Genomic DNA, 22,106 nt, shown 5'->3' on the forward strand with positions numbered 1-22,106 from the left:
TGTCATGATGGCATTAAAGACAAAATCAATCCTCGGGTTGGCGGTTGTACTGATCGTACTGACTATCGCGGCAGTTACCGGCGGCTTGATGGCCAAAGCTGACGGCCAAACCTGGTTAACCCCGGCAGATACGTCATGGTACGACCCGGACTATACGACCTTTAAGATTGATACGGTTCAGAAGCTCGCTGGGGTAGCGAAGCTTGTAAATGAAGATACGGATGACAATGGAAATAAGATTAACGGTCTCAGCGGCAAAATTATGGAAGTAGACCAGGACCTTAATTTGAGCGGATATCTATGGGTACCTATCGGAACCGGAGAGTATCCTTTTCTAGGAACGCTCATATCAAAGGATGGACAAATAATCGAAATTTCCGGGATGAACGTAAAGCCTGATCTGTCCTACCAGGGGCTGGTAGGTAATATGATCGGGGGTACCGTTGGGGGATTTCAGTTCCGGGATAACGGATCGATCAGTGTAACAAGTGTTACCTATGATGTCTATGCAGGAGCGGCAGTCGGAAAAATGTCGGGTTCCAGTATCGTCTATGACATCAACAACTACATTACTGTTACAACGGATAGTGCTCCCTTCACTGCCTACGCAGGCGGGATTGTAGGGATGGGGGAAGGCTCTATTGCCAACTCTTTCAACTATGGTGCAGTTACTGCTAACGGTTCTTCTGCAGCTGGCGGAATTGTTGGCTACGCTGATGCAGCAGGACTGAATGTAAAGAAAGTAACCAACTCAGGCTCTGTACTTGCTAACGCACAAGGCGGGGACACCGTCTACGCCGGTGGTATCGCAGGTTATGCAATCGGTACGCTGGTCCTCAATGATGAGAACACGGTAATCAGTAATAGTGCTCCAGTTACTGTAAACGGTGGTGCTACAGTCTTTGCGGGAGGCATTACCGGTAAAATTGACAATACGGCAGTATTCTCGGACGCAACCAGCAATAGCGGACCGGTTACTATTCAGGCTCCTGCCGCAAACGCAACATATGCAGGCGGCTTGCTTGGTGCGGCTGGTGTGATAACCAGTCCGGATATGAGTATTGCATTCGACAATACTGCAGCTATTATTAATAATGGCGGGAGCAATGTGCATACAGGAGGTATTGCCGGCTACGCAGGCAGCACTGTTACCTGGACTAAGCCGTATACTAACGCTACGGATGTAACCGCGACTGGTGTACAGAATATCTACACCGGCGGATTAATCGGTTACGCAGCCAAAGGTATCATTTTGAACAATACAACCGCAGACGCCTATAAGAATACAGCTGATATTCAGGCTAGCGGTAATACTGTAATTTATACAGGCGGTATTGCCGGTTATGATGCTGGCGGGATTATCAGTAATGCTTCCTTTGCAGGCAGCATCAATGCTGTAGGGACATCCGAAGTGTATACAGGCGGAATAACCGGCTATGAGCTGGGTGGAAGCATACAGGCATCCCAGGCGGGCGATGTTGCTTCTATTCCAACTATTACTTCAGATGGTACAACCGGCGGGATCACAGGTTATTTGGATGGAACGCTTAATAACGTATCCGTTAAATACATTAAGCTTAAGGCTACATCTGAAGGAGGTATTGTCGGCGGGATCGCAGGCAGTGCACAAGGTACAATCAGCGGCGCAATTGCCGGTGATTCAGAATCTTCAGATTATAAGAGCCTGATTATTGAGGCGGCCGTTAGTAATACGTCTGCCGGTGCAGACAATATTACATTCGGCGGTCTGGTTGGTATCAATGATAAAGCGCTGGCGCTTACAGACAGCCGTGCTTTCAGAGTAGGACTTCTTAACGAAAGCGGAAAAAGCGCCTATACGCTTGGAGCAGCAGCAGGGAAGCTGAACGCGCTGGCCGTGATCGGGACAAAAGAGGCTCCTGTTGTTGTACAGGATTATTTAATAGATTTGAATGCCGATAATAGCATTGCCGGCGGTGCAATCGGGATAAGCCGTTCATCAGCAATGTATATTGAAGCAAGCCGGATTACGGTTAATGCCAAAGGAACAGCAGCTCATGTTGGGGGAATCTTCGGTGAGAACCATGGGGCAGCTCCTTATGTACTGGCTCAAAATATCACCCTTAACGCTCAGAGCACTGACGCGCTGCTGGGAGGGGTTACCGGTCTTAATACCGGATCCTTGACAGATGCGACGGCGCATGTAGTTAACATTACAGCTGAAGGCGCACGGACTGAGGTAGGAGGAATTGCCGGCCGTTCAGCAGGTGCAGATGCATCAAACCGGGCCAGCATTATTACTCCGGTACTCCATGCTGGTGAGGAAGCTATTCTTACTGTTAACGCGCCGGATATCAAAGCCGGCGGTTTGGTCGGATATGCCACAGCTACAGATATTGTTAATCCTGTAGTGGGTGCGACAGTACCGGATTATGCCAGCATCTCAGTGAAGACAGCAAATGTTAACGCAGGAGGCTTAGTTGGTGTTCTGGAGAACAGTAGCTTAAGCGGAGATGCCACTACAGTCAATCTGGAAAATTTGCTTCTGAATACAACAAAAGAAGCAGCCAACGGCTATACCGGCGGGTTTGTCGGATACAATGACAAATCCAGAATTGAGCGTCTGGTCGGTAAAGCACTGAACCTTACAATTAATGGTCCTTCCGCAACTACAGGGGGGATGACCGGCTATAATCTGGGTACAGATTCAGCAGTTATCACAAACAGTTACATCACCGGCCTTAGCCTTAAGGTGAATGCTACAGCAACAAACTCTACAATCGGAGGGATTGCCGGCCTGAACGATGCCCGTACAGGTGACCCTGTACTGAATCCGGGAACTGCAGTAAGCTCTCTTCAGAACAGCCGTACGCAGGGAAGCATCGCAGTAACGGCACCGAATTCTAAGCTCGGCGGTATGGTTGGTGAGAACCGCACTCTGATTGCCAACAACAGCATCACAGATAAAATTTCTGTCTCCTCCAGAGGAAATAATGTTATCTTTGGCGGCCTGGCAGGAATTAACACTGAAAAAGGAACATTGTATTACACGTATTCCAATGCGAATCTGACCATTGAAGGTGCGGGAACTCTGGCCGGCGGTCTGGTTGGAGAGAATACCGGAGCAGTGAAAGGCTCTTATATCGATATTGATGTTACGGGAAAAGCTACGGGTACAGCCAGCCAATCCGTCTTCCTTGGAGGTCTGATCGGGCGTAACAGTGCAGGAACAGTAGAACAATCGTATACATCCTCCAAAGTTACGGCAGAAGGTGTCTATACAAATGTCGGAGGACTAATCGGTGAGCTTACCGGCGGTTCCGTGAAGAACTCTTACGTAGCAAAGAGCGTCTCTGCAACTGCAGCTAATTCTTATGCCGGCGGCTTCATCGGCAGAATTAAAGACGGTAAAGTAACTAACGCCTACTCCGCAGCAGAAGTATCAACTAAAGCGGGGGCTTATGCCGGCGGGTTTGCGGGTCGTTATGACAATGCCAGCAAAGAGCTATTATACAAAACCTACTATATTAAAGATGATTCACTGAACATCAACAAGGATCTGCCGGATTTTGCAGAGGGCAACCACCGCTGGTTGAACGTGCATGTACGGCTCACTACTATTCTTTCAGCTACACTGAAGGATCGCACTGTATTCCCTGAATTGTCCGGCTGGGATTTCAACGGCGCCTGGAAATACGGCTCATTGAACGCCAGCTACAAATATCCTGAAGTGAACCGCGAAGCGAATACAGGCGGGGATGTCGGCAATGAGGTGAATGCCAACATCAACTGGTACATGAAGGACAAGGATGCTATAGACTTCCAGATTACTACTGAAGCTGAGCTTGCAGGACTTGCGGCAATTGTTAACGGTACAATTGCAGGGGTGGACAAGTTCAATTTCACAGGAAGAACAATCACGGTCCTGAATCCGATTCATATCCAATCCAAGCAATGGGTTCCAATCGGCGACAAGGAAGAAAATGCTTTTGAAGGAGCCTTTGACGGCGGCAATCAGCTGATTGACGGTCTTACACTCCAGCCAGTCTTCACGTATTCCGGTCTGTTCGGAGTAATAGGGGTGGACGGGACAGTATCCAATATTAATCTTGAACCGCTGTCTGTAACAGGCAATCAATTCAGCGGCGCTCTGGCAGGCTTGAATCTTGGTACAGTATCTAACGTTGATTTGAAGCTGTTGAACGGTATTAAAATCAGCGGCGGAACCGTTGGCGGTGTCATCGGTAAGAATACTGGAGATGTCTCTGGACTAAAACTTACCCTGGACGGCGGAAGCCGGATTGAGACCGTATATAGCGGAGGTATCGCCGGCGGTATTATCGGTGAGAACGTATCTGATCTGATTGCTGATACTTATTCTGTCCAGGCCATTGACGGAAGCATCGGCAGCTCTGCTGATCAGGCTGTTGTGGGCGGAATCGTCGGCAGCCAGGCAGGTGATGTAACAGGTCTGAAGGCTGAAGTAAGTTCAAACCTGAGGGTCTCCGCATCCGGTATGAACAGTATGACCGGCGGACTGATCGGTGCTTATAGCACTGGTTCGGCTAGTGATCTGGAAGTGAATTTCACTGACGGTGTGCTCGAAGCACGGGGCGCTGACTCCATTCTGGGCGGAGTGATCGGACAGGCTGCTGCCGGCACTAAGCTTAAGAATATTACAGTAACAGGACCAGCCAGCGGTGTGCAGCTGAACGGTAACGGCACAGTTGGCGGTATTGTAGGGATCAAAGAGGGAGCTCTTGGCGGCATGAAACTCTTGGGTGCCGGCTCAGAAAGCAATACCTTCGATATTGAGCATGTAAAAGTAGAGAATGTTAAATTGGCTACGGTGACAGATTCTCTGGAAGCAGTAATCGGCGGAATCACCGGCCGGGCTGTAAATGTAGCCATGAATGACAGCTCGTTCGCAGGCACGGTAGCAGCTCCTGGTGAAACAGTGGCAGCAGGCGGGATTGTCGGCCAATCCGAGAATACCATTCTATATAAAGTAGAAGCAGCTCCTGTAATGACTGTTACAACCCAAACGGGTGAAGCTGCAGCAGGCGGTATTGCCGGAACGAGCTACAGTGATGACATTGATCTTGGCTTTGATTTTGGTAAAGCATATCCGCTATACAGAGGCATTTATCTGGCCAATGTTCATAACGGTGCTATTACAGTAACCGGAACAGACAATAAGATGGATCTGTATGCAGGCGGATTGACCGGCCGCAACACGGATGCCTCCATCTATCTTTCTAATTCGGCTGTTGACCTTAAGGTAAGCGGCGGAAAGACTGTGAATGCAGGCGGAATCGCAGGCTACAGCAATGGCATCATCGTTGATGCTTTTGCCGATAACAGCCTGACTGCAGAATCCGGCAGTGTTTATAATGTCGGCGGTATTGTCGGCTGGGGAGCAGATGGGGAAATTCATCACAGTGAAGCAGCCTCCGGAGCAGGCCAATCGATTACAATTGGAACGGCGCTGACATTGGACAATTCGCTGCCTTCGACACGTGCAGGTGGAATTGTGGGTCTGGGCGACCATATGATTATTACGTACACCCATGCCGGTATTCCGGTTAATATCACCGATACTAATAAAGACAACACAATATATGCAGGCGGCTTCGGTGGTTTGCTGGGCGAAACAGATATTCGTGAAGGTCAGATCAAGCTCTCTTACGCTACTGGCGCTTTGAATATCAGCGGTAAGCTTGGAGCTTATGTCGGCGGCTTTGTTGGCTCGGTCGATCGCTTCAGCATCAGTGATTCATATGCTGCAGGCAATGTAACCAATACTGCTCTAGATACACGCAGCGGCGGTTTTGCAGCAGCAGTAGAAAGAAATGCCAGCATCAGCAGCTCTTATGCGCTGCAATCTAAGGTTTCTACAACGGGTATCAAATCGGCAACCCGTTCATTTACCGGCGGCTTTGCCGGTTATAACGACGGTACGCTGAATGATGTTTATGCAAATGTGCCGGGACTCAGTGCAAGTGCACCGGGAGCAGACTTCCAGCAGGGATCGCTGGTCGGCTACAATTTCCGGGATGGTAAGGTGAACAGCTCACGGTATGTAGGAGAACTAAGTGCCGTAGGCAAAAATGCAGGCGCAAACGAAGATGCAGTGAAGCTTGCGAAGGGTCAGGCGCTTAATCCGCTTGCATCAGGAATGTGGAATATTGACTATGACATTACCTTCCTGGACAGCTTTAACGAAGGTGCCGTTACTCTTAACACACCGGCACAACTGATTGGAGCGGTTCTGCTCTATAACGAGACAGGTTTGGATTACTACCACCTGTACAACAGAACAGCTAACGGGAAACCTGAGATCAATACACTGCTGCTTGGCGGGGATATTGACCTTGGCGGTAAAGCCTGGGTAGCGTTTGACAGCTTCAAGGACAAGTTTGACGGACAGGGCTATACGCTCTCCGGACTGAAGCTGGCTGTAACAGAAGGCCAGTATACAGGCTTTGTAACAGAAAACCTTGGGGAAATTACAAATGTTAATGTTGCAGGAGCAGCAGGTGCCGGTAAGAACACAGGTGTAGTTGCGGGAATTAACCGCAGTACTGGAGTGATCTCCGGTGTTACAATCAGTGCAACCCTGAAGGGTACTGAAGCAACTGGAAGTGCTGCAGGTGTTAACGAAGGTACTATCAATGAGGTTGTGGCTACAGACCTGATGCTGACCGGTACAGACCGCCTTGGCGGAATTGCCGGAATGAACACAGGTACTGTTAGTGCTTCCAGCTCCAGCGGAAACATTAACGGCAGCGGAGACGCAGCAGGCGGTATTGCCGGAGTAAATGCCGGAGCAATTGAAAATGCCGGCTCCACAGCAAGCATTAGCGGCAACTGGACGGCGCTTGGCGGTATTGCCGGCCGAAATGCCCAGGCGGGTACCATTACAGCTGCGGAATCCAATACGCGTGTAAATGCTCCTGGCTCTGAGTTCAGTGCCGGCGGTATTGCCGGAATAAATACTGGGACAATCAATAACTCCAGCTCAGGCGGAAGAATTAGCAGTCTCATGGAATCGTCCGCCGGCGGCGGCGGCGTTATCCCAACGGGCATCAATAGCTCTATCTCTGCAGATAGCGGCAGCGGAAAAGCTCTTGGCGGCATTGCCGGCCGGAACACAGAGAATGGAACTATTAATAATGCAGTGTCCAATGCAGTGGTTGAGTCCTACGGAGCCGAAGTTTATGCCGGCGGTATTGCGGGTGTGAATGAAGGCGGCATAGATTCTTCTGCCTCAGACCAGGGAATTGGCGGCTGGGGACAATCAGCCGGCGGTGTTGCCGGATTGAATACAGGAGCTATTCAAGATTCAACCTCGAGTGCTATGCTAGGCGGTGAATGGAAGCTGCTTGGCGGTATTGCAGGAGAGAACACAGGTACAATTGAAAATTCCGGCGCACGCGGAGGCATCAGCGGCAGTGCTGAAGCGGCCGGCGGTATTACCGGAGCAAACGCTGGTACAATCAGCACCTCCAGCTTTGGCGGAAGCTTCAGCGGACAGATTAAGACTGCAGGAGGAATTGCAGGCCTTAATGAGGCAAAGGGCAGTATTACTGACTCAATCTCTTATGCAGATGTCAATGTGAATGCTGACGAAGCTGTCGCCGGTGGTATCGCGGGCTTTAACAGCGGCAGTATTGACAACAGCTTGAACGCTGGAAGAATTTCCTCCGCAGGTAAAGTGAACGCCTGGAGCGGCGGTATTGCAGGCTTTGCAATTAGCGGTTCTATCGAATCCTCGTTAAATACAGGAGAAGTGAGAGCAGCCGTTAACGGTCTGTTGACACCGGGAGCAGCATTCTTCGGAGGAATTGCAGGCCAGAAGAGTGCATCTGCGGATATAAGCGATTCCGTATTCAACTTCCAGATGCTGAAGAATAATATTGCTTACTTTGATGCAGCGTCTAAGCCGGTAGCAGGTAACCCAAGCAATCCGGAAGATAATGTTATTGCGGACGGCAATATGGAAGTTGCAGACAAGGTATACGCAGCTAATAGTGTAGACCTGGTAACCGGTACGCTTTATGCGGGTCTGAATGAAGAGCACTGGACAGCTGTCCAAGCCTTTAATCCCGGGCTTAAGGCATTTGCAGAAACTGCTGAAGGCAGTCTGAGCACGGCTTCAGTTATCCTGGATTCCAAGGATTTGATCAACCGTGTGGCTTCCGGCTTTACACTCGGCGGCAATGAATCCGTTAATTGGAGCGCAGAGCCAAGCCAGGTTGAATGGAATGGAAATGCAGGAAAGCTTGTTACCGAAGGCGGTGTTAAGTTAACCGTCTCCGTTGAGGGGGCAAGCAGAAGCATTGTAATTAACGAGCCGGCCGTAAAATATCCGGTGCAGGCGGTAACACCGTCAGCGAACTCGGAAGATAAGTACTTTATTACTGAGATGGCAGTTGAACTGGTTACACAGGAGCAGGGAGCCAGAATTTATTACACTCTGGACGGAAGCACTCCAAATGAGACCTCGCTGCTGTACAGCAAGCCGGTTGTACTGAAGAGCACTACTACAATCAACGCAGTTACAATTATCCCGGGCAAAGAGTATAGTAATGTGTTTTCGGATACCTGGTTCCAGAAGGCAGTAGCTCCAACAGCTGCAGCCGCTGACAGATTCTTTGTTGATAATCTGACAGTTGTTCTGAAAACAGAAGAGCCGGGCGGAAGTATCTACTACACATTGGATGGCAGTAAGCCAGATGAAAAATCACAGCGCTATAGTACACCGATTGTTTTGGAAAAAACCACTACAATCAATGCAATTACGGTTGTTAAGGGTAAAGTGTACAGCGATGTGCTTACGGAAACCTGGTTCCAAAAGGCAAAAGCTCCTGAACTGGTATCGGGAGAGCAAAACTTTATGCACAGTGTTAGTGTAAAGCTGGCAACGAAGGAACCGAACGGCATCATTTATTACACGCTGGATGGAAGTACGCCGAATGAAACATCATTGCTTTACAAAGATCCTATTCTCTTGACCGACACAACAACAGTTAATGCAATTACAATTGCGCCTGGAAAAGTACGCAGTGATATGTTGACAGGTGTATGGACGCTTGCACCATTCACAGGCGGCGGCGGTGGTGGTGGCGGGGTAGCGATTATCCCTGTAAAAGAACCTGCAATCACAGCAGTCACCAGCAACGCAAGCATTAACGGTGACAGCGAGGCACCGGTGAAGGTTGCCAGAAACAGCAAGCTGAAGCTGACTGCTCCGGAAGGGCAGGTCATCTACTACACGCTGGACGGCAGCACACCGACGGTGAACAGCACGAAATACACCGGTGAGCTTCTGATTACCGGAAACATGACGATCAAAATGATTACCGATCAGGATGATAAGGTGATCACTATCGAGTACGCGGTTGAAAACGCCAAGTACAATCTGAAGAGCACAGCGGATGAGGTTAAGTACATGACCGGTTACACAGACGGTACGTTCAAACCAAGCGCAGCGATCACAAGATATGAGCTGATTGCTTCCCTGGCACCGCTGCTTGATATGGAGAACGTAAATGTAGGCAATCTCTTCACCGATGTGACAGCGGAGCACGACAAGCTGACTGCATTCTTTGCTTCGGCAGGCATTATCCAGGGCTACCCTGACGGCGGCTTCGGCGGCACCAAAGGCTTGACGAGAGCCGAGTTCGCGAAGATCATGACCACTGTCCTGAATCTGGATGTTACAGCTGCCGGATTGACGAAGCAGTCTGATCTGAAGGGCCACTGGTCAGAGCAGTATGTGAATGCTTTGTCTAAGGCCGGGTATGTGCAAGGCTTCCCTGACGGCACCTTCAAACCGAACGCTCCGATTACACGTGCAGAGGCTGTAGTTATGATCAACCGCATTGTCGGCACCAAAAAGCTGACAGTATCGGCTGTGAAGTACAAGGATCTGCCAGCCACACACTGGGCGTTCAAAGATATCATGTCTGCAGTGCAATAAACGAAAAAGGAATGAGTAGCGGATGAAAAAACAGCTGGCTTATCTGTGCATCATAGTATCCCTGCTGTCCGCAGCCCTTTTCTACAACGGCACAACCAGTGCCGATACGCAGGTAGTCAACAATGCCGAACAGACCTATCAGCTTACCGAAAAGGCGATGTTTTACCTTCGGGTGCTGAAAAGTGACGGGACGGCAAGTGCCACGGGTACAGGAGTCATCCTGTCCCCCGGCGGCACGGCGGTAACCGCGTACCATGTTGTAAAAGGTGCTGACCGGATGGAAGGTGTAATGGCAGACGGGACTGTGATCAGTCCGATCAAAGTTACGAAATACGATGAGCTGAAGGATGTAGCAGTGCTTGAGCTGCCTTCGCCCGCCGCGATGAAGATGAAGAACAATGTCTATGCTTATCTTCAGGTGCGCAAAGATGCGGTAGAGCATGGCGAGGCTGTATTCGCACTGGGTTATCCTTTAAAGAATACGAATATTATTACCGAGGGCATCGTCAACACGCCTGCAGCGGAGATTAACGGCCGCAGCAGAATTCTGACCTCGGCACAGATAGCAAGCGGAATGTCCGGCGGACCGCTGATGGATGCGCACGGCCAGCTGGCCGGCGTGATTTCCGGCTCTTTACGGACGATGAATAATATTCATCTGATCGTTAACAATGATGATCTCCGCAGCCTGCTGCCGGCGGTGCTGAAATAAGCTGCCATCCCGTGCAGCTGAATAAACAGGTCTTATTACAAAATGATGGCTGTCCCAAGGCGTCTGATTTTAGGCGTGCAGGACAGCTTTTTTTTAAAAACAATTTCCTGGAGAAAGGCGGGAGAGGAATGATTAGAGCGTTTTTGCTGGATGTGAATCAGAAGGATCTCTATAAGCTGGATGCGATGCTGCACAGGTCAGGAAAAGTCGCTGTGATCGGAAGGTCTTCTCATCCGCAGAGCGCTCTGGAACAGATGACCCAGCTTCAGCCGGATGTGCTGTTTCTGGATCTCCAGCTTCAGGGCCTGCAGGGAGTACTTGTTGCCGAGCAAATCAAGCAGCTGCTGCCTGCGATCCAGATTGTTGTCACCACAGAGAGTAAACAGCACGCGCTATGGGCTTTTGACCAGGCTATTGTGGATTATCTGTTAAAGCCGTTTGAAGAGGAACGCCTGGTCCAGTCCCTGGAACGGCTGCGTAAGGGCAGCTGACCGCAGGAAAGGATGCCGGAAGGACTTCCCCTGTGATACAATATTCTGAAAAGCCAAAGAACAGGGGATGGAAGGAATGTATGATTTCGAACGCATAATTGACCGCCGCAATACCCGCTCCTACAAATGGGACCAGAGCGAAAAGCTGTTTGGCAACAGCAATATTCTGCCGCTGTGGGTGGCTGATATGGATTTTGAGAGCCCGCCGGCGGTGAAGGAAGCTATTCTGCGCCGGGTGGAATCCGGAATTTACGGATACAGCGTGACTGGTGAATCATACAGACAGGCGATTGTAAGCTGGTATAGCCGCCGCCATAACTGGGAGCTTCAGACGGAATGGATTACAGATTCTCCGGGAATCGTCACCTCGCTCAGCTTGGCAGTTGAGCTGTTCACACAGCCGGGGGATGAGGTGATTCTGCAATCGCCGGTCTACTATCCTTTTTATGATGTCATCAATATGAATGACCGCAAGGTAGCGAAGAATCCGCTGATCTTAAGCGGCGGACGCTATGAGATGGATTATGTCCAGCTCGAGGAGCTGATGCAGGGCGGCGCCAAGCTGCTGCTGCTGTGCAATCCGCATAACCCGGGCGGAGTCGTATGGAAGCGTGAGGAGCTGCTGCGCCTGGGCGAGCTGTGCCTGCGTTACGGCGTCACCGTCATCTCCGATGAGATTCATTGTGACATGATTATGCCCGGACATCAGCACATCCCGTTTGCCTCCTTGTCGGAGGAGCTGGCAGATATTACGGTAACCACACTGGCAGCAACCAAAACCTTTAACCTGCCGGGCCTGCAAACCTCTTATATAGTAGCCAAAAATCCGCAGCTGCGCCGCCAGTTTGAGCGCAAGCTGAAGACGCTTAGCCTGCATATGTCGCATTATTTTGCCCAGGAGGCGGTAGAGGCGGCTTATAATGAAGGGGAGACCTGGCTGGACGAGCTGGTCCTGCATATTGCCGGTAATGCTGATTATGCGATCAGCTATCTCGCAGAGCAGCTTCCTGAAGTTAAGGTTATGCGCCCGGAGGCTACCTATCTGCTCTGGCTGGACTGCTCTGCTTTCGGGCTTGATGCAGCCGGACTTAAGAAGCTGATGTACCAGGAGGCGGAGGTAGCGTTTAATGAAGGCTCCGTTTTTGGTACAGAAGGCAAAGGCCATCTGCGGATCAATCTCGCTTGTCCGCGTTCTATCCTTGCTGAGGCACTGGAGCGGTTCAGCCGGGCGGCTGCACCTTATCTTACAGCAGCCAAATAACCTATCGCTATAACACATTACAAGTAAGCTTGCCGCTGCTTCCTGTGAACATACTGTTCGCGGGGAGCGCGGCAGGCTTTTTGCTTGACTATGCGGAATACAGAGATGAATGGAGAGAAACTGTACATGAGCACAACCCGAATGATAATTGACTGTGATACCGGCATTGATGATGCACTTGCCATACTGTATGCGCTTCGTACCCCGGGTGTTGTAATAGAAGGAATTACTATGGGCTTTGGCAATACCAGTGTTGAACAGGCAGCAGAGAATACGTTCAGGCTGCTGGATCTCGCTCAACCGGACTACGATATTCCTGTTGCCATCGGCGCTCCCAAGGCGCTGGCCCGGGAGCTCGGCGGCTTCTCGCCCCATGTGCACGGGGAGAACGGCATTGGCGGCGTTCAGCTCCCTCCGTCTTCCCGGCAGCCGGTTAAGGAGACTGCCGCAGAATTTATCGTAAAGCTGGCAAATGAGCATCCCGGCGAATTCGTGCTGGTGACACTGGGCCGGCTGACCAATCTGGCATTGGCGCTTGAGCTTGACCCCGGGCTGACAGGCAAGCTGAAAAAGGTGGCCGTGATGGGCGGTACTATTTTCAAGCCGGGGAATGTGACACCGGTAGCCGAAGCCAATCTATGGGGAGATCCGCTGGCTGCTGACCGGGTGTTTACTTCAGGCCTGCCCGTGCTGATGGTGGGTCTGGATGTGACACTGGAGACATTGATTACTGCAGAGCATATGGAGCTGCTGAAACGCCAAGGCAAGGAAGAGAACCGGGCGATCATTGACTTTATGGACCGTTCCCTGCAGCATTATTTCAACTTTTACCGGGAGGCGAACTACATTATTGACGCAGCACCGCTGCACGATCCGCTGGCACTGATGGCTGCGCTGCAGCCGGATCTGCTGACCTGCCGGAGGATGAAGGTCCGTGTTGAGCATCAGGGGGAGCATACCTGCGGGATGGTCGTAGCCGATCTGCGGGCGCAGCCCAAGGTCGGAGAGTTCATTGAGGTGGCTGTTGGAGTGGATGCCCGGCGTGCGGTCGGTGTCTTTTTAAGCGCGTTTATGTAAGCTTTCCCGTCTGCAGGGTTCTGAAGAAATGTCAGCGCCGGCATTCAAAAGTGACAATCTATTAATTTGCTAAATTGTGCTAGTTTGGTAAAATGATAGGGTCGTGATAGTCCGGCATTCAGAATCTGCAGATTGGAGAATAGAAGATATGAAAAGACTGAGCAAGCTGATATTATGCGCTGCGATAACGATGAGCGGCTTTACTGCTTTTCCTGTACAGCAGGCACAAGCTGCTGCCGCAGGCAGCGTGACCATTATGCTGGACGGTTATCCGCTGCCCTTTCCCGTGTCACCGGCCGTAATGAGCGGAACAACAATGGTACCGTTCCGGGCCATTTCCGAAGCACTCGGCATTAAGGTGGAGTGGAACCAGACAGCCAAGAAAATTACAGCTACCAGCACCGGAGCCTCAGGCTCCAAGGTGGTCACTCTCACTTTAGGCAGTACAACGGCAACAGTAGACGGTGCAGCAGTTAAGCTGGCTGTAGCACCGCAGAATATCCGCGGCACGACGATGATCCCGCTCAGCTTCTTCGGCCAGCAGTTCGGAGCCGGGGTGAGCTGGAATCAGGCTACAAAGACTGTATCCATCACTTCGCCCCAAAGAGACCTGTATACACTCGGCTTCTATGCCCAGAAATCCTACGGTGAGGTGTCGCTGATTCAGAGCTTCGATGCTGTTCATTTCGGCTGGAGCCGGCTTGACCGCAGCGGCCAGTTTACGACAAGCAGTACGGATTTCTGGTGGCCGAAGGCTGACGGTGATGTGACGCCGGAGTCGATTGTCCAGAACGCCGCAGCCGGAGGCACGGCCCCTTATCTGATGGTCTATTCGGGAGATAAGGAGCTTGAGCTGACGAAGAACCTGGAGGACCCGGCATTGCAGCAGCAGACCATCTCGAGCATCGTGTCGCTGGCAACGGAGAAGGGCTTCCAGGGCATCGGGCTTGATCTGGAGGGACTGGGGCTGACCGGTGATAAGCAGCTGGTGCAGAGCCAGTTCAATACATTCGTGAAGAACTTGGCGGCGGTGGCCCGTCCGGCAGGACTCAAGCTGACGGTCATTCTGCCGCCGCTGAACGGCTCTTATAAGGGGTATGATTACAAGACGCTGGCATCGCTGGCTGATGATCTGGTCATAATGGCGTATGCCTATGAAGATGAATCCAGACCGGAGCCGCTGGCTTTGGTTGATCAGGGAATCCGCCTGGCGCTGGAGCAGGTCAGCAGGGACAAGCTGATTCTCGGCATCTCGGTATACAGTGAGAACGAGACCTCTGTTAATGCAAAGATCGGCCTGGCGAAGCGTTACGGGCTGAAGGGCATCGCCATCTGGCGTCTGGGCCTGATCGGCCAGCCGGTATGGAACGAAATGAGTAAATCCGTGGAATTATAAGGTTATTAATAATGAAGAGGCTGCTGCGTGCAGTCTCTTTTTTTTGCCTGCTCGCGGCATATGGAACAAGCTCAACACAACAAATGTCACATAAACCTGGGCGCGAAACCTTTATAATTTTTAAGGTTGACCCTTGGGCTGACTACTTTACTTACAGGAGGACATTTGAGCATGAGCATAAAATATAAAGCACTGGAGCTTGATAAGCCGCTGACGTATGAGCTGGAGGGGCTTGAAGTAGGCGTTACCTCGAACTGCAATTTCCGCTGCGATTACTGCTGCGCCTATAATAGAAATGACGGGGAGGCCATCAACGGCAAGGAGGTTATCCGCATTCTGGAGGAGCTTCCGGGGCTGAAGCGGGTCCGTCTCTCCGGCGGTGAGGTTACGCTGAAGTTCCAGGATTGTGTGGAGATTGTGTCCTACTGCTCCTCCCGCGGCATCCAGACCCAGCTTAATTCCAACGGAAGTCTGCTGAACGCGGAGCGGATTGAACAGCTGGTGAAGGCCGGCCTGACCACGATACATATTTCATTTAACTTTACGACGGCTGAAGGCTTCTCGAAATATTACAACATCCACCCGACAGTCTACGAAAAAATCAGAGAGAACATCACCCTGTTCGCCAAAACAGACGTGAACGTTGTGCTGGAAACGCTGCTGTTCGACCAGACGCAGGATAACATGCAGGAGATCAGCGACCATGTATATTCCATGGGAGTACGGACCCACGAAATCCAAAACAGCATCATTATGGGCCATACCGGCTGGAAGGCAATTGCGGCGCAGGAGAACCTGAAGAATGCCGTGAACCAGCTGATCGCTAACCGGAAGGAGGACACCACGCTGTACTTTACCTGTATGGACCGGTTCATGGACAGACTGGGCTTTGAAGAGCAGCCGGGCGTCTACTTCCCGCACTGTATTGAAGGCAAGAAGCAGCTGCATCTGCACGGCAACGGCGATATTCTGATCTCCGAGCTGTGTCATCCGGTCATTATCGGCAACATTTATAAAGGCACCTCACTTACTGAAATCTACAGCAATATGCCGAAGCCGCTGGAGCGGTACCTGGAAAAGCTGCCTTGCCCGGCGCTGGACGCTCTTTTCCCCGCAGAGGGGTAAGACGGCATGCTCCGGATATGGGGCTATAGCCTGATTTAATTTGGACTGCGGCTTCTATGCCGTGGTCCTTTTCTATTTTCCATGCCAAATAACCCTATAATTCGACAAAGTGTGATATTATTCGCTGAAATTCTTCATGTCATCTTCACTATCCACCAGTACAATCCGATATAAATTGTAATAAATGTTACAAAAATTAGGCTTTTTAAAGAAGATGGATAAGATGAGGGCGGAAGGGTGCTTATTAAATGAAAATTCGGATGAAGCTATCGGTTATGATGATCGTCGTTACACTGATTTCTACAGCAATGATGGGGGTTTTCACGTATAACAAATCCACTGGCACTATAATGGACCTCACCGAATCCGCGATGGCACAGGTTAACACCAACAAAGCACAGACAATTGAGGCAATGATCGACAAAGAAAAGCGGAGCATGCAGCAGGCGGCCGGCGAATCAGAAATTATTGAGCTGCTGGCGAGGGAGGCGGCCGGTGAATTAAGCGCCGGTGATGAGCTGCAGGCTGAGGTTAATACACGGCTGCAGACACAGGTCAAGGATGCGGGTAACCTCGAGCACATGTTTGTAGTTAATATGCAGGGCATCGCGGTTGCTGACAGTGACACTGCTCTGGTGGGCACAGATTTCAGCGAACGTAATTACACGATTAACGTGATCAAGACCAAGGCGGCTGTGATCAGCGAAACACTGAAGTCCAAATCGACAGGGGCTTATGTGCTGGCTTTTGCCCATCCGGTAATGAAGGACGGTGAGATGATCGGGTTCGTCGCCTCAGCCGTCAACGCGAACAGCATTATTAAATATCTGGCGGACGCCAAGGTGGCCAATGCCCCTTCCTCCTACGCTTATCTGGTGGATGAGACCGGGAATATGCTGTATCATCCTGATGAAACCAAGATTGGCCTCCCTGTTGAAAATGAGCAGATAAAGGCTGTGGTAGAGCAGGTGAAGACCGGGGCTGAGGTTCCGGACGATAATGTGGAGTATCTTTTTAACGGAGTGGAAAAAAAGGCCGCGTTTACCGTAATGCCGGATACCAAATGGACGCTTGTGCTGACCGGTGACATCGGTGAAATCATGAAGCCTGTCGACAATATGACAACCTTTATTATCCTGCTCGGTATAGGCAGCCTGCTGCTGACGCTTCTGATCGGAATGATTGTGGCAACCCGGATATCTTCACCGATCATCAAGCTGACCGAGCTGATTAACCGTACGGCCGAGCTGGATCTGAAATATGATATGCAATATGAGCATCTGGTACGGAATAAGGACGAAACCGGTACAATTGCCAGAGCCATGTTCCACACACGTGCGGTTCTGCGCGATATGGCCGGAAGTCTGGTGAACATTTCAACCAAAGTGCTGGATAATGCGGTGACTCTGGAAAAGCTTTCGGTTGACGTGCGCGAGAACGCGCATGACAACTCGGCTACAACCGAGCAGCTGTCTGCAGGCATGGAGGAGACGGCGGCTTCCACCCAGGAGATGACGGCAGCGATCCATGAGGTGCAGACCAATGTCCAGCTGATTTCCGGCCGGGTCAGAGAAGGAGCGGAGGTGTCCGGCCACATTACAGAGCGTGCGCTTGCCCTGCAGCATGATGCCCTGGAATCGACGGACAGAGCCAAGCGGATCTACGAGGCGGTACGCACTGAAATGGAACAGGCAATCGAACAATCCGGAGCCATCAACGAGATCAACGTGCTCGCGGATACCATCCTGTCGATTACAAGCCAGACCAATCTGCTCGCGCTCAATGCGGCGATTGAAGCCGCCCGGGCGGGTGAGGCAGGACGGGGCTTCGCGGTTGTGGCCGGCGAAATCCGCAAGCTGGCCGAGAAATCCTCGGAGACCGCATCAGGCATTCACGATGTAGTCAAAAATGTCTACACCTCCGTCGGACTGATGAAGGAGCATTCGGAAGCCGTACTGGACTTTATTGACCGGAACGTGCTTGCCGACTATGAGCGGCTAAATGAAGTCAGCCAGCAGTATAACGAGGATGCTTCAACGATCAACGGGCTGATGGGACAATTTGCCGAGGCCGCCGATCATCTGAATGAAACCGTAGGCAGTATTGCCATTGCTGTGAATGAAGTGGCTGCTACTGTTAATGAAGGAGCGATCGGAGTACAGGATATTGCCGTGAAAACCGCTGACATCGTTGAGAAGACCTTCCACGAAGCAGCGATGGCGGATGAGAATACCCAAAGCGCCAAGGAGCTCCAGAGCCTGGTCGAAAAATTCAAAATATAACCGAAAAACAATTAGCGGTTCCTGCTTGCAGGGACCGCTTCTTTGCGCTTTCCCGGGGGATTATTCCGGGTACACCATAAATTTGGCGCTGCAGCGGTTCTTCCTGGTATTTCAGTCCATAATTATAGTAAGAATATAATATGATGTCAGGTTTACCGTTTATTGCATATTGAAAGGGGGGAACAGCATGGTAGAAATCTCACTTAAAGAAGAGCAGCTGCCGGGAAGCTTACAGGTGAAGCAGCTGCAGGAGAGCTTTTTGCTGGATTTGATCCGGGAGGATTGGCTAAGTACGGAGCAGGCCAGAGCCCGGCTTCGCCAGCTCAAGCTCCCCCAGCTGGCTGCCGAGGGCCTCAGGCTGCGCTTTGCCGCGGCTGAGCTGAAGCTGCCCCCGGAGGAGCTGTCTCCCGCCTCCAGACGCAGACAGCATGCCGCGGGGATGGAGTTTCAGCTTGCCTGCCGGGAGGCGGCAGCAGGCTGGAAGCATATTTATCCGTTTGCCAGTGAAGCGAATCCGCTGCAGCTTTTTTTTCTGATCCCTGCCAAGGAAGGGGCGGAGCATACGGACCGCGCCGGACGGTTTATGGAAGAGCTGGAGCGGAGGCTGGGCTCCAGCCTGAAATACGCATGTACGGTTACAGCAGGTGTTGAGCTCAAGGGCCTGAAGCGGCTGAAAAATGCATTTGTCTCCTGCCTGTGTGCCCTCGGCAGGAGCAGCCTGGCGGAGACGCAGCAGGTAGAAGGCAGCTGGGCTGTCTCCGCCGTGACCTGGCTGTCCGCAGATGAGGAACGCCGGCTGCTGCACCTGATAGGGACTGCGGATACCTTCGCCTTCGGGCAGGAGCTGGATGCGCTGTTTGAAGCAGGCAGGCAGGAAGCGCCGCTGTCAGACTTGCATTTGTATCAGGGGCTGCGGGTTCTGCATCTGCTGGCCGTTACTGCCGGAAAGTTCGCCTTCCGGGGGACTGCCTTGTCCAAATATGTGTGGAACAGCCACAGCACGCTTGCAGCCTGTACGAATGCGCCGGAGCTGAAAGCTCAGCTGTCAGCGCTGGCCCTGCTTGTCATGGAGGAAGTGAGGCTGGCCCGCCAGTCCCCGGAAAGAGCACTTGCCGAGGCGCTCAGAAGATATATAGAACGAAATTACGGCTGGGAGCTCCAGCCTGCATTAGCAGCCCGGCTCTTCGGGATGGAGGAGGACAGTCTGCTGAGGCATTTCAAACAGCATGTCGGCATGCAGCTTGCTGACTATGCCGTCAAGATCAGAATGGGCAGAGCGGAGCAGCTGCTGCCGGACGCCAGCCTGAAGCTTAACGATCTGGCCCTGCTCGTCGGTTATGACAGCCCGGGTCATTTCGTGAGCGCCTTCAAGAAATACAGCGGCAGAAGCCCGAAGGAATACCGTGAGCGGTACCAGAGAAGCCGCTAAGTCATTTGCCTCCGGGTAACAGGCTAACAGGCTAACCGGCGGATCAAAGAGATCGTCTGCAAGCCGGTTAGTCATGCACGCAGGCACGGGCTCAGGCGGAAATAATCCGCTGTGCCTCCTCCGCTGTAACCAGCCGCTCAGTCTGCTCCTTCATATCCTTAAGCCGGAGCTTGCCAAGCGCAGCTTCGCTTTCTCCGATCAGGAGGCAATACCGGATGCCCCGGGCCGAGGCGGCGGCCAGTACTTTTTTGAGCTTACGCGTGCCGGTGTCCACACTGACCCGGATGCCTGCATTCCGCAGCCCGGCAGCGGCTGACAGTGCCAGGGGCATCGTCTCACCGACAGGAATAAGCAGCACGCCCGAATATTCCTCCCGGGCGGGACGCTCAAGCAGCAGTGCCATGATCGACTCCATGCCAAAGGAAATGCCAACGGTCGGGACATTCAGATCATCCCGCCCCACCAGCCTGCCGATGATGTTATCATACCGTCCGCCGCCGCCAAGACTTGAGGTATAGCTGCCGGTTGCATCAAAGATTTCATATACCGTTCCGGTGTAAAAGGACAGGCCGCGTGAGAGGAACGGGTCGAAGACGCAGATGGCAGACAGTCCGGTGGCAGCAATCAGCTGCTGCAGCGCCTGTACTTCAAGAGCTCCCGGCTGCCCGGTGAGCTTATAGCTGTCTGTCAGACTGCTAAAGTCTGTGTTGTCAGTCTCCAGCAGCCGGGCAATGGACTCAACCGCGGCTCCACTGAGCCCCTTAGCCTGCAGCTCAGACAGCACACCGGGAATGCCGATTTTGGCCAGCTTGTCCAGTGTAAGCATTACGGACAGGCTGTCCTGCACAGGCACGCCGGCTGAGGACAGAATCTCCCCCAGGAAACGGCGGTTGTTCCATTTGAGCACCACAGGAATATCCAGCTGCCGGAACACATCTGCGGCCAGCTGCATCAGCTCGGCTTCCGCCTGCGGACCGGCAATGCCGGCCACATCAGCATCGCATTGCAGGAACTCGCGCAGACGGCCCTTTTTGACGGGACCGTCGCGGAATACCTTGCCGATCTCATAACGCTTGAACGGCATGCTGATGCCAGGATTCAGCGTGAGCACCTTGGCGAACGGGATGGTCAGATCATAACGCAATCCCAGTGTGCGTCCGCCCTGATCGGTCAGCTGGTACATTTCCCGGAGGATCTCGTCCCCGCCCGCATATTTGGAGGCCAGCAGCTCCAGCTCATTCAGCATAGTCGTCTCCATCGGCTCATAATCATACAGCCCGAACAGCCTGCGCAGCACAGTCTGGACCTTTTGTCTGGCCGCCTGCTCTGCTCCAAAAAAATCATAGGTTCCTTTAATATTTTGCATCCTTAACAGCTCCTTGGGTTTGGAATATAAAAAAACGCGCAGGACCTCGTGGTCCTGCGCGTTCCTATTCCGCAGGGAGGTCAAACGCGAATAGCGTTAGCCCTCCCTGAATGCCTTCAGGTGTGCTAACGCTGCTTGTGATGATGAAGCTGATTCTGTATGATGGAAATGCTGTTTATAAGGCTCACCGAGATCAGCTCCCTTTACATTTTGATTAATGCACATTATAACGGATGAGAAGGAGCCGTGCAAGCGGCAAAATACCGGGGGCGGTTACATGATGACTAACGTGAAAAGAGGCATTTTTAATGAATTATGAACAAATAATAGCTGCAGCCGAAGGCTTTGCCAAGGAACAGCTGGGCCGGGACACCACCGGACATGACTGGTTTCACACTGACCGTGTACGGAATACAGCAGCACTGATCGCCGGAATGGAAGAGGCGGATGTCCTCATCTGTACAATTGCCGCACTGCTGCATGATGTAGCCGATGAGAAGCTGAATACTTCCAAGGAAGCCGGGTTAAGGAAGGTACAGCAATGGCTTAATGAGCATTTGGAGGATGCGGGGCAGATCAGGCATATCATGCTCATTATAGAGACCATGTCCTTCAGCGGGGGCGGAGGGTCTCCCATGTCTACTCTGGAGGGGGAATGTGTACAGGATGCAGACCGGCTGGACGCCCTGGGGGCAATCGGGATTGCGCGGACAATGGTTTTCTCGGGGGCCAAGGGCCGTCCGGTATACGATCCGGAGGAGGCTCCGCGTGATGAATCACTGCAGAAGGAATACCGCGATTATTCCAAGGGGACGGCGGTTAACCATTTTTATGAGAAGCTGCTGAAGCTGAAGGACCTGATGAATACCGCCTACGGGCGCAAGCTGGCTGAAGAGCGGCATGCTTTCATGCTGCTGTATCTGGAGCAATTTTATAAAGAATGGAATCAGGGCAGCCGGAAGCTGTTATAATGGGACAATGCTTAACACGGAAGGAACAACTA

At 52.0% G+C, this 22,106-nt stretch carries 11 protein-coding genes; 10 read left to right on the plus strand and 1 reads right to left on the minus strand.

Annotated features, from left to right (window positions below; genetic code table 11):
• The first annotated feature begins 4 nt into the window (after positions 1–4).
• The 9 genes from R70723_RS10630 to R70723_RS10670 all read left to right on the plus strand — a co-directional run bounded on the left by R70723_RS10630 (position 5) and on the right by R70723_RS10670 (position 19,737).
• On the plus strand, positions 5–9,964 hold the full coding sequence (locus R70723_RS10630; protein WP_156123806.1) for a chitobiase/beta-hexosaminidase C-terminal domain-containing protein: 9,960 nt from the start codon (positions 5–7) through the stop codon (positions 9,962–9,964).
• 22 nt (positions 9,965–9,986) lie between these two features.
• Positions 9,987–10,676: a S1 family peptidase gene (locus R70723_RS10635; RefSeq protein ID WP_039871890.1), complete on the plus strand. Its 690-nt coding sequence runs from the start codon at positions 9,987–9,989 to the stop codon at positions 10,674–10,676.
• Between the two features lie 128 nt (positions 10,677–10,804).
• A complete protein-coding gene (locus R70723_RS10640) occupies positions 10,805–11,167 on the plus strand; it encodes a LytR/AlgR family response regulator transcription factor (protein WP_039871891.1) in 363 nt (120 codons plus the stop codon).
• 76 nt (positions 11,168–11,243) lie between these two features.
• A complete protein-coding gene (locus R70723_RS10645; protein ID WP_039871892.1) occupies positions 11,244–12,428 on the plus strand; it encodes a MalY/PatB family protein in 1,185 nt (394 codons plus the stop codon).
• Between the two features lie 126 nt (positions 12,429–12,554).
• Positions 12,555–13,505, plus strand: coding sequence for a nucleoside hydrolase (locus R70723_RS10650; RefSeq protein ID WP_039871893.1), 951 nt, complete (start codon positions 12,555–12,557; stop codon positions 13,503–13,505).
• 148 nt (positions 13,506–13,653) lie between these two features.
• A complete protein-coding gene (locus R70723_RS10655; protein WP_039871895.1) occupies positions 13,654–14,901 on the plus strand; it encodes a stalk domain-containing protein in 1,248 nt (415 codons plus the stop codon).
• Positions 14,902–15,066: 165 nt separating this feature from the next.
• Complete coding sequence (locus tag R70723_RS10660; RefSeq protein ID WP_039871896.1) at positions 15,067–16,026, plus strand: radical SAM protein; 960 nt, start codon at positions 15,067–15,069, stop codon at positions 16,024–16,026.
• Between the two features lie 248 nt (positions 16,027–16,274).
• Positions 16,275–18,308 carry a methyl-accepting chemotaxis protein gene (locus tag R70723_RS10665; protein WP_039871897.1) on the plus strand — a complete coding sequence of 678 codons (2,034 nt, stop codon included), beginning with the start codon at positions 16,275–16,277 and terminating at the stop codon, positions 18,306–18,308.
• A 187-nt stretch (positions 18,309–18,495) separates the two neighbouring features.
• Positions 18,496–19,737, plus strand: coding sequence for a helix-turn-helix transcriptional regulator (locus R70723_RS10670; protein ID WP_039871900.1), 1,242 nt, complete (start codon positions 18,496–18,498; stop codon positions 19,735–19,737).
• 91 nt (positions 19,738–19,828) lie between these two features.
• Here R70723_RS10670 and R70723_RS10675 read toward each other — a convergent pair whose 3' ends face one another.
• Positions 19,829–21,103 carry a histidine--tRNA ligase gene (locus R70723_RS10675; RefSeq protein ID WP_039871901.1) on the minus strand — a complete coding sequence of 425 codons (1,275 nt, stop codon included), beginning with the start codon at positions 21,101–21,103 and terminating at the stop codon, positions 19,829–19,831.
• A gap of 308 nt (positions 21,104–21,411) precedes the next feature.
• Here R70723_RS10675 and R70723_RS10680 point away from each other — a divergent pair, with 308 nt between their 5' ends.
• The gene (locus tag R70723_RS10680) at positions 21,412–22,074 is read left to right on the plus strand and encodes an HD domain-containing protein (RefSeq protein WP_039871903.1); all 663 of its coding nucleotides are present in this window, start codon (positions 21,412–21,414) and stop codon (positions 22,072–22,074) included.
• Positions 22,075–22,106: the final 32 nt, after the last annotated feature.

This window comes from Paenibacillus sp. FSL R7-0273 (assembly GCF_000758625.1).
GTDB lineage: Bacteria > Bacillota > Bacilli > Paenibacillales > Paenibacillaceae > Paenibacillus_AQ.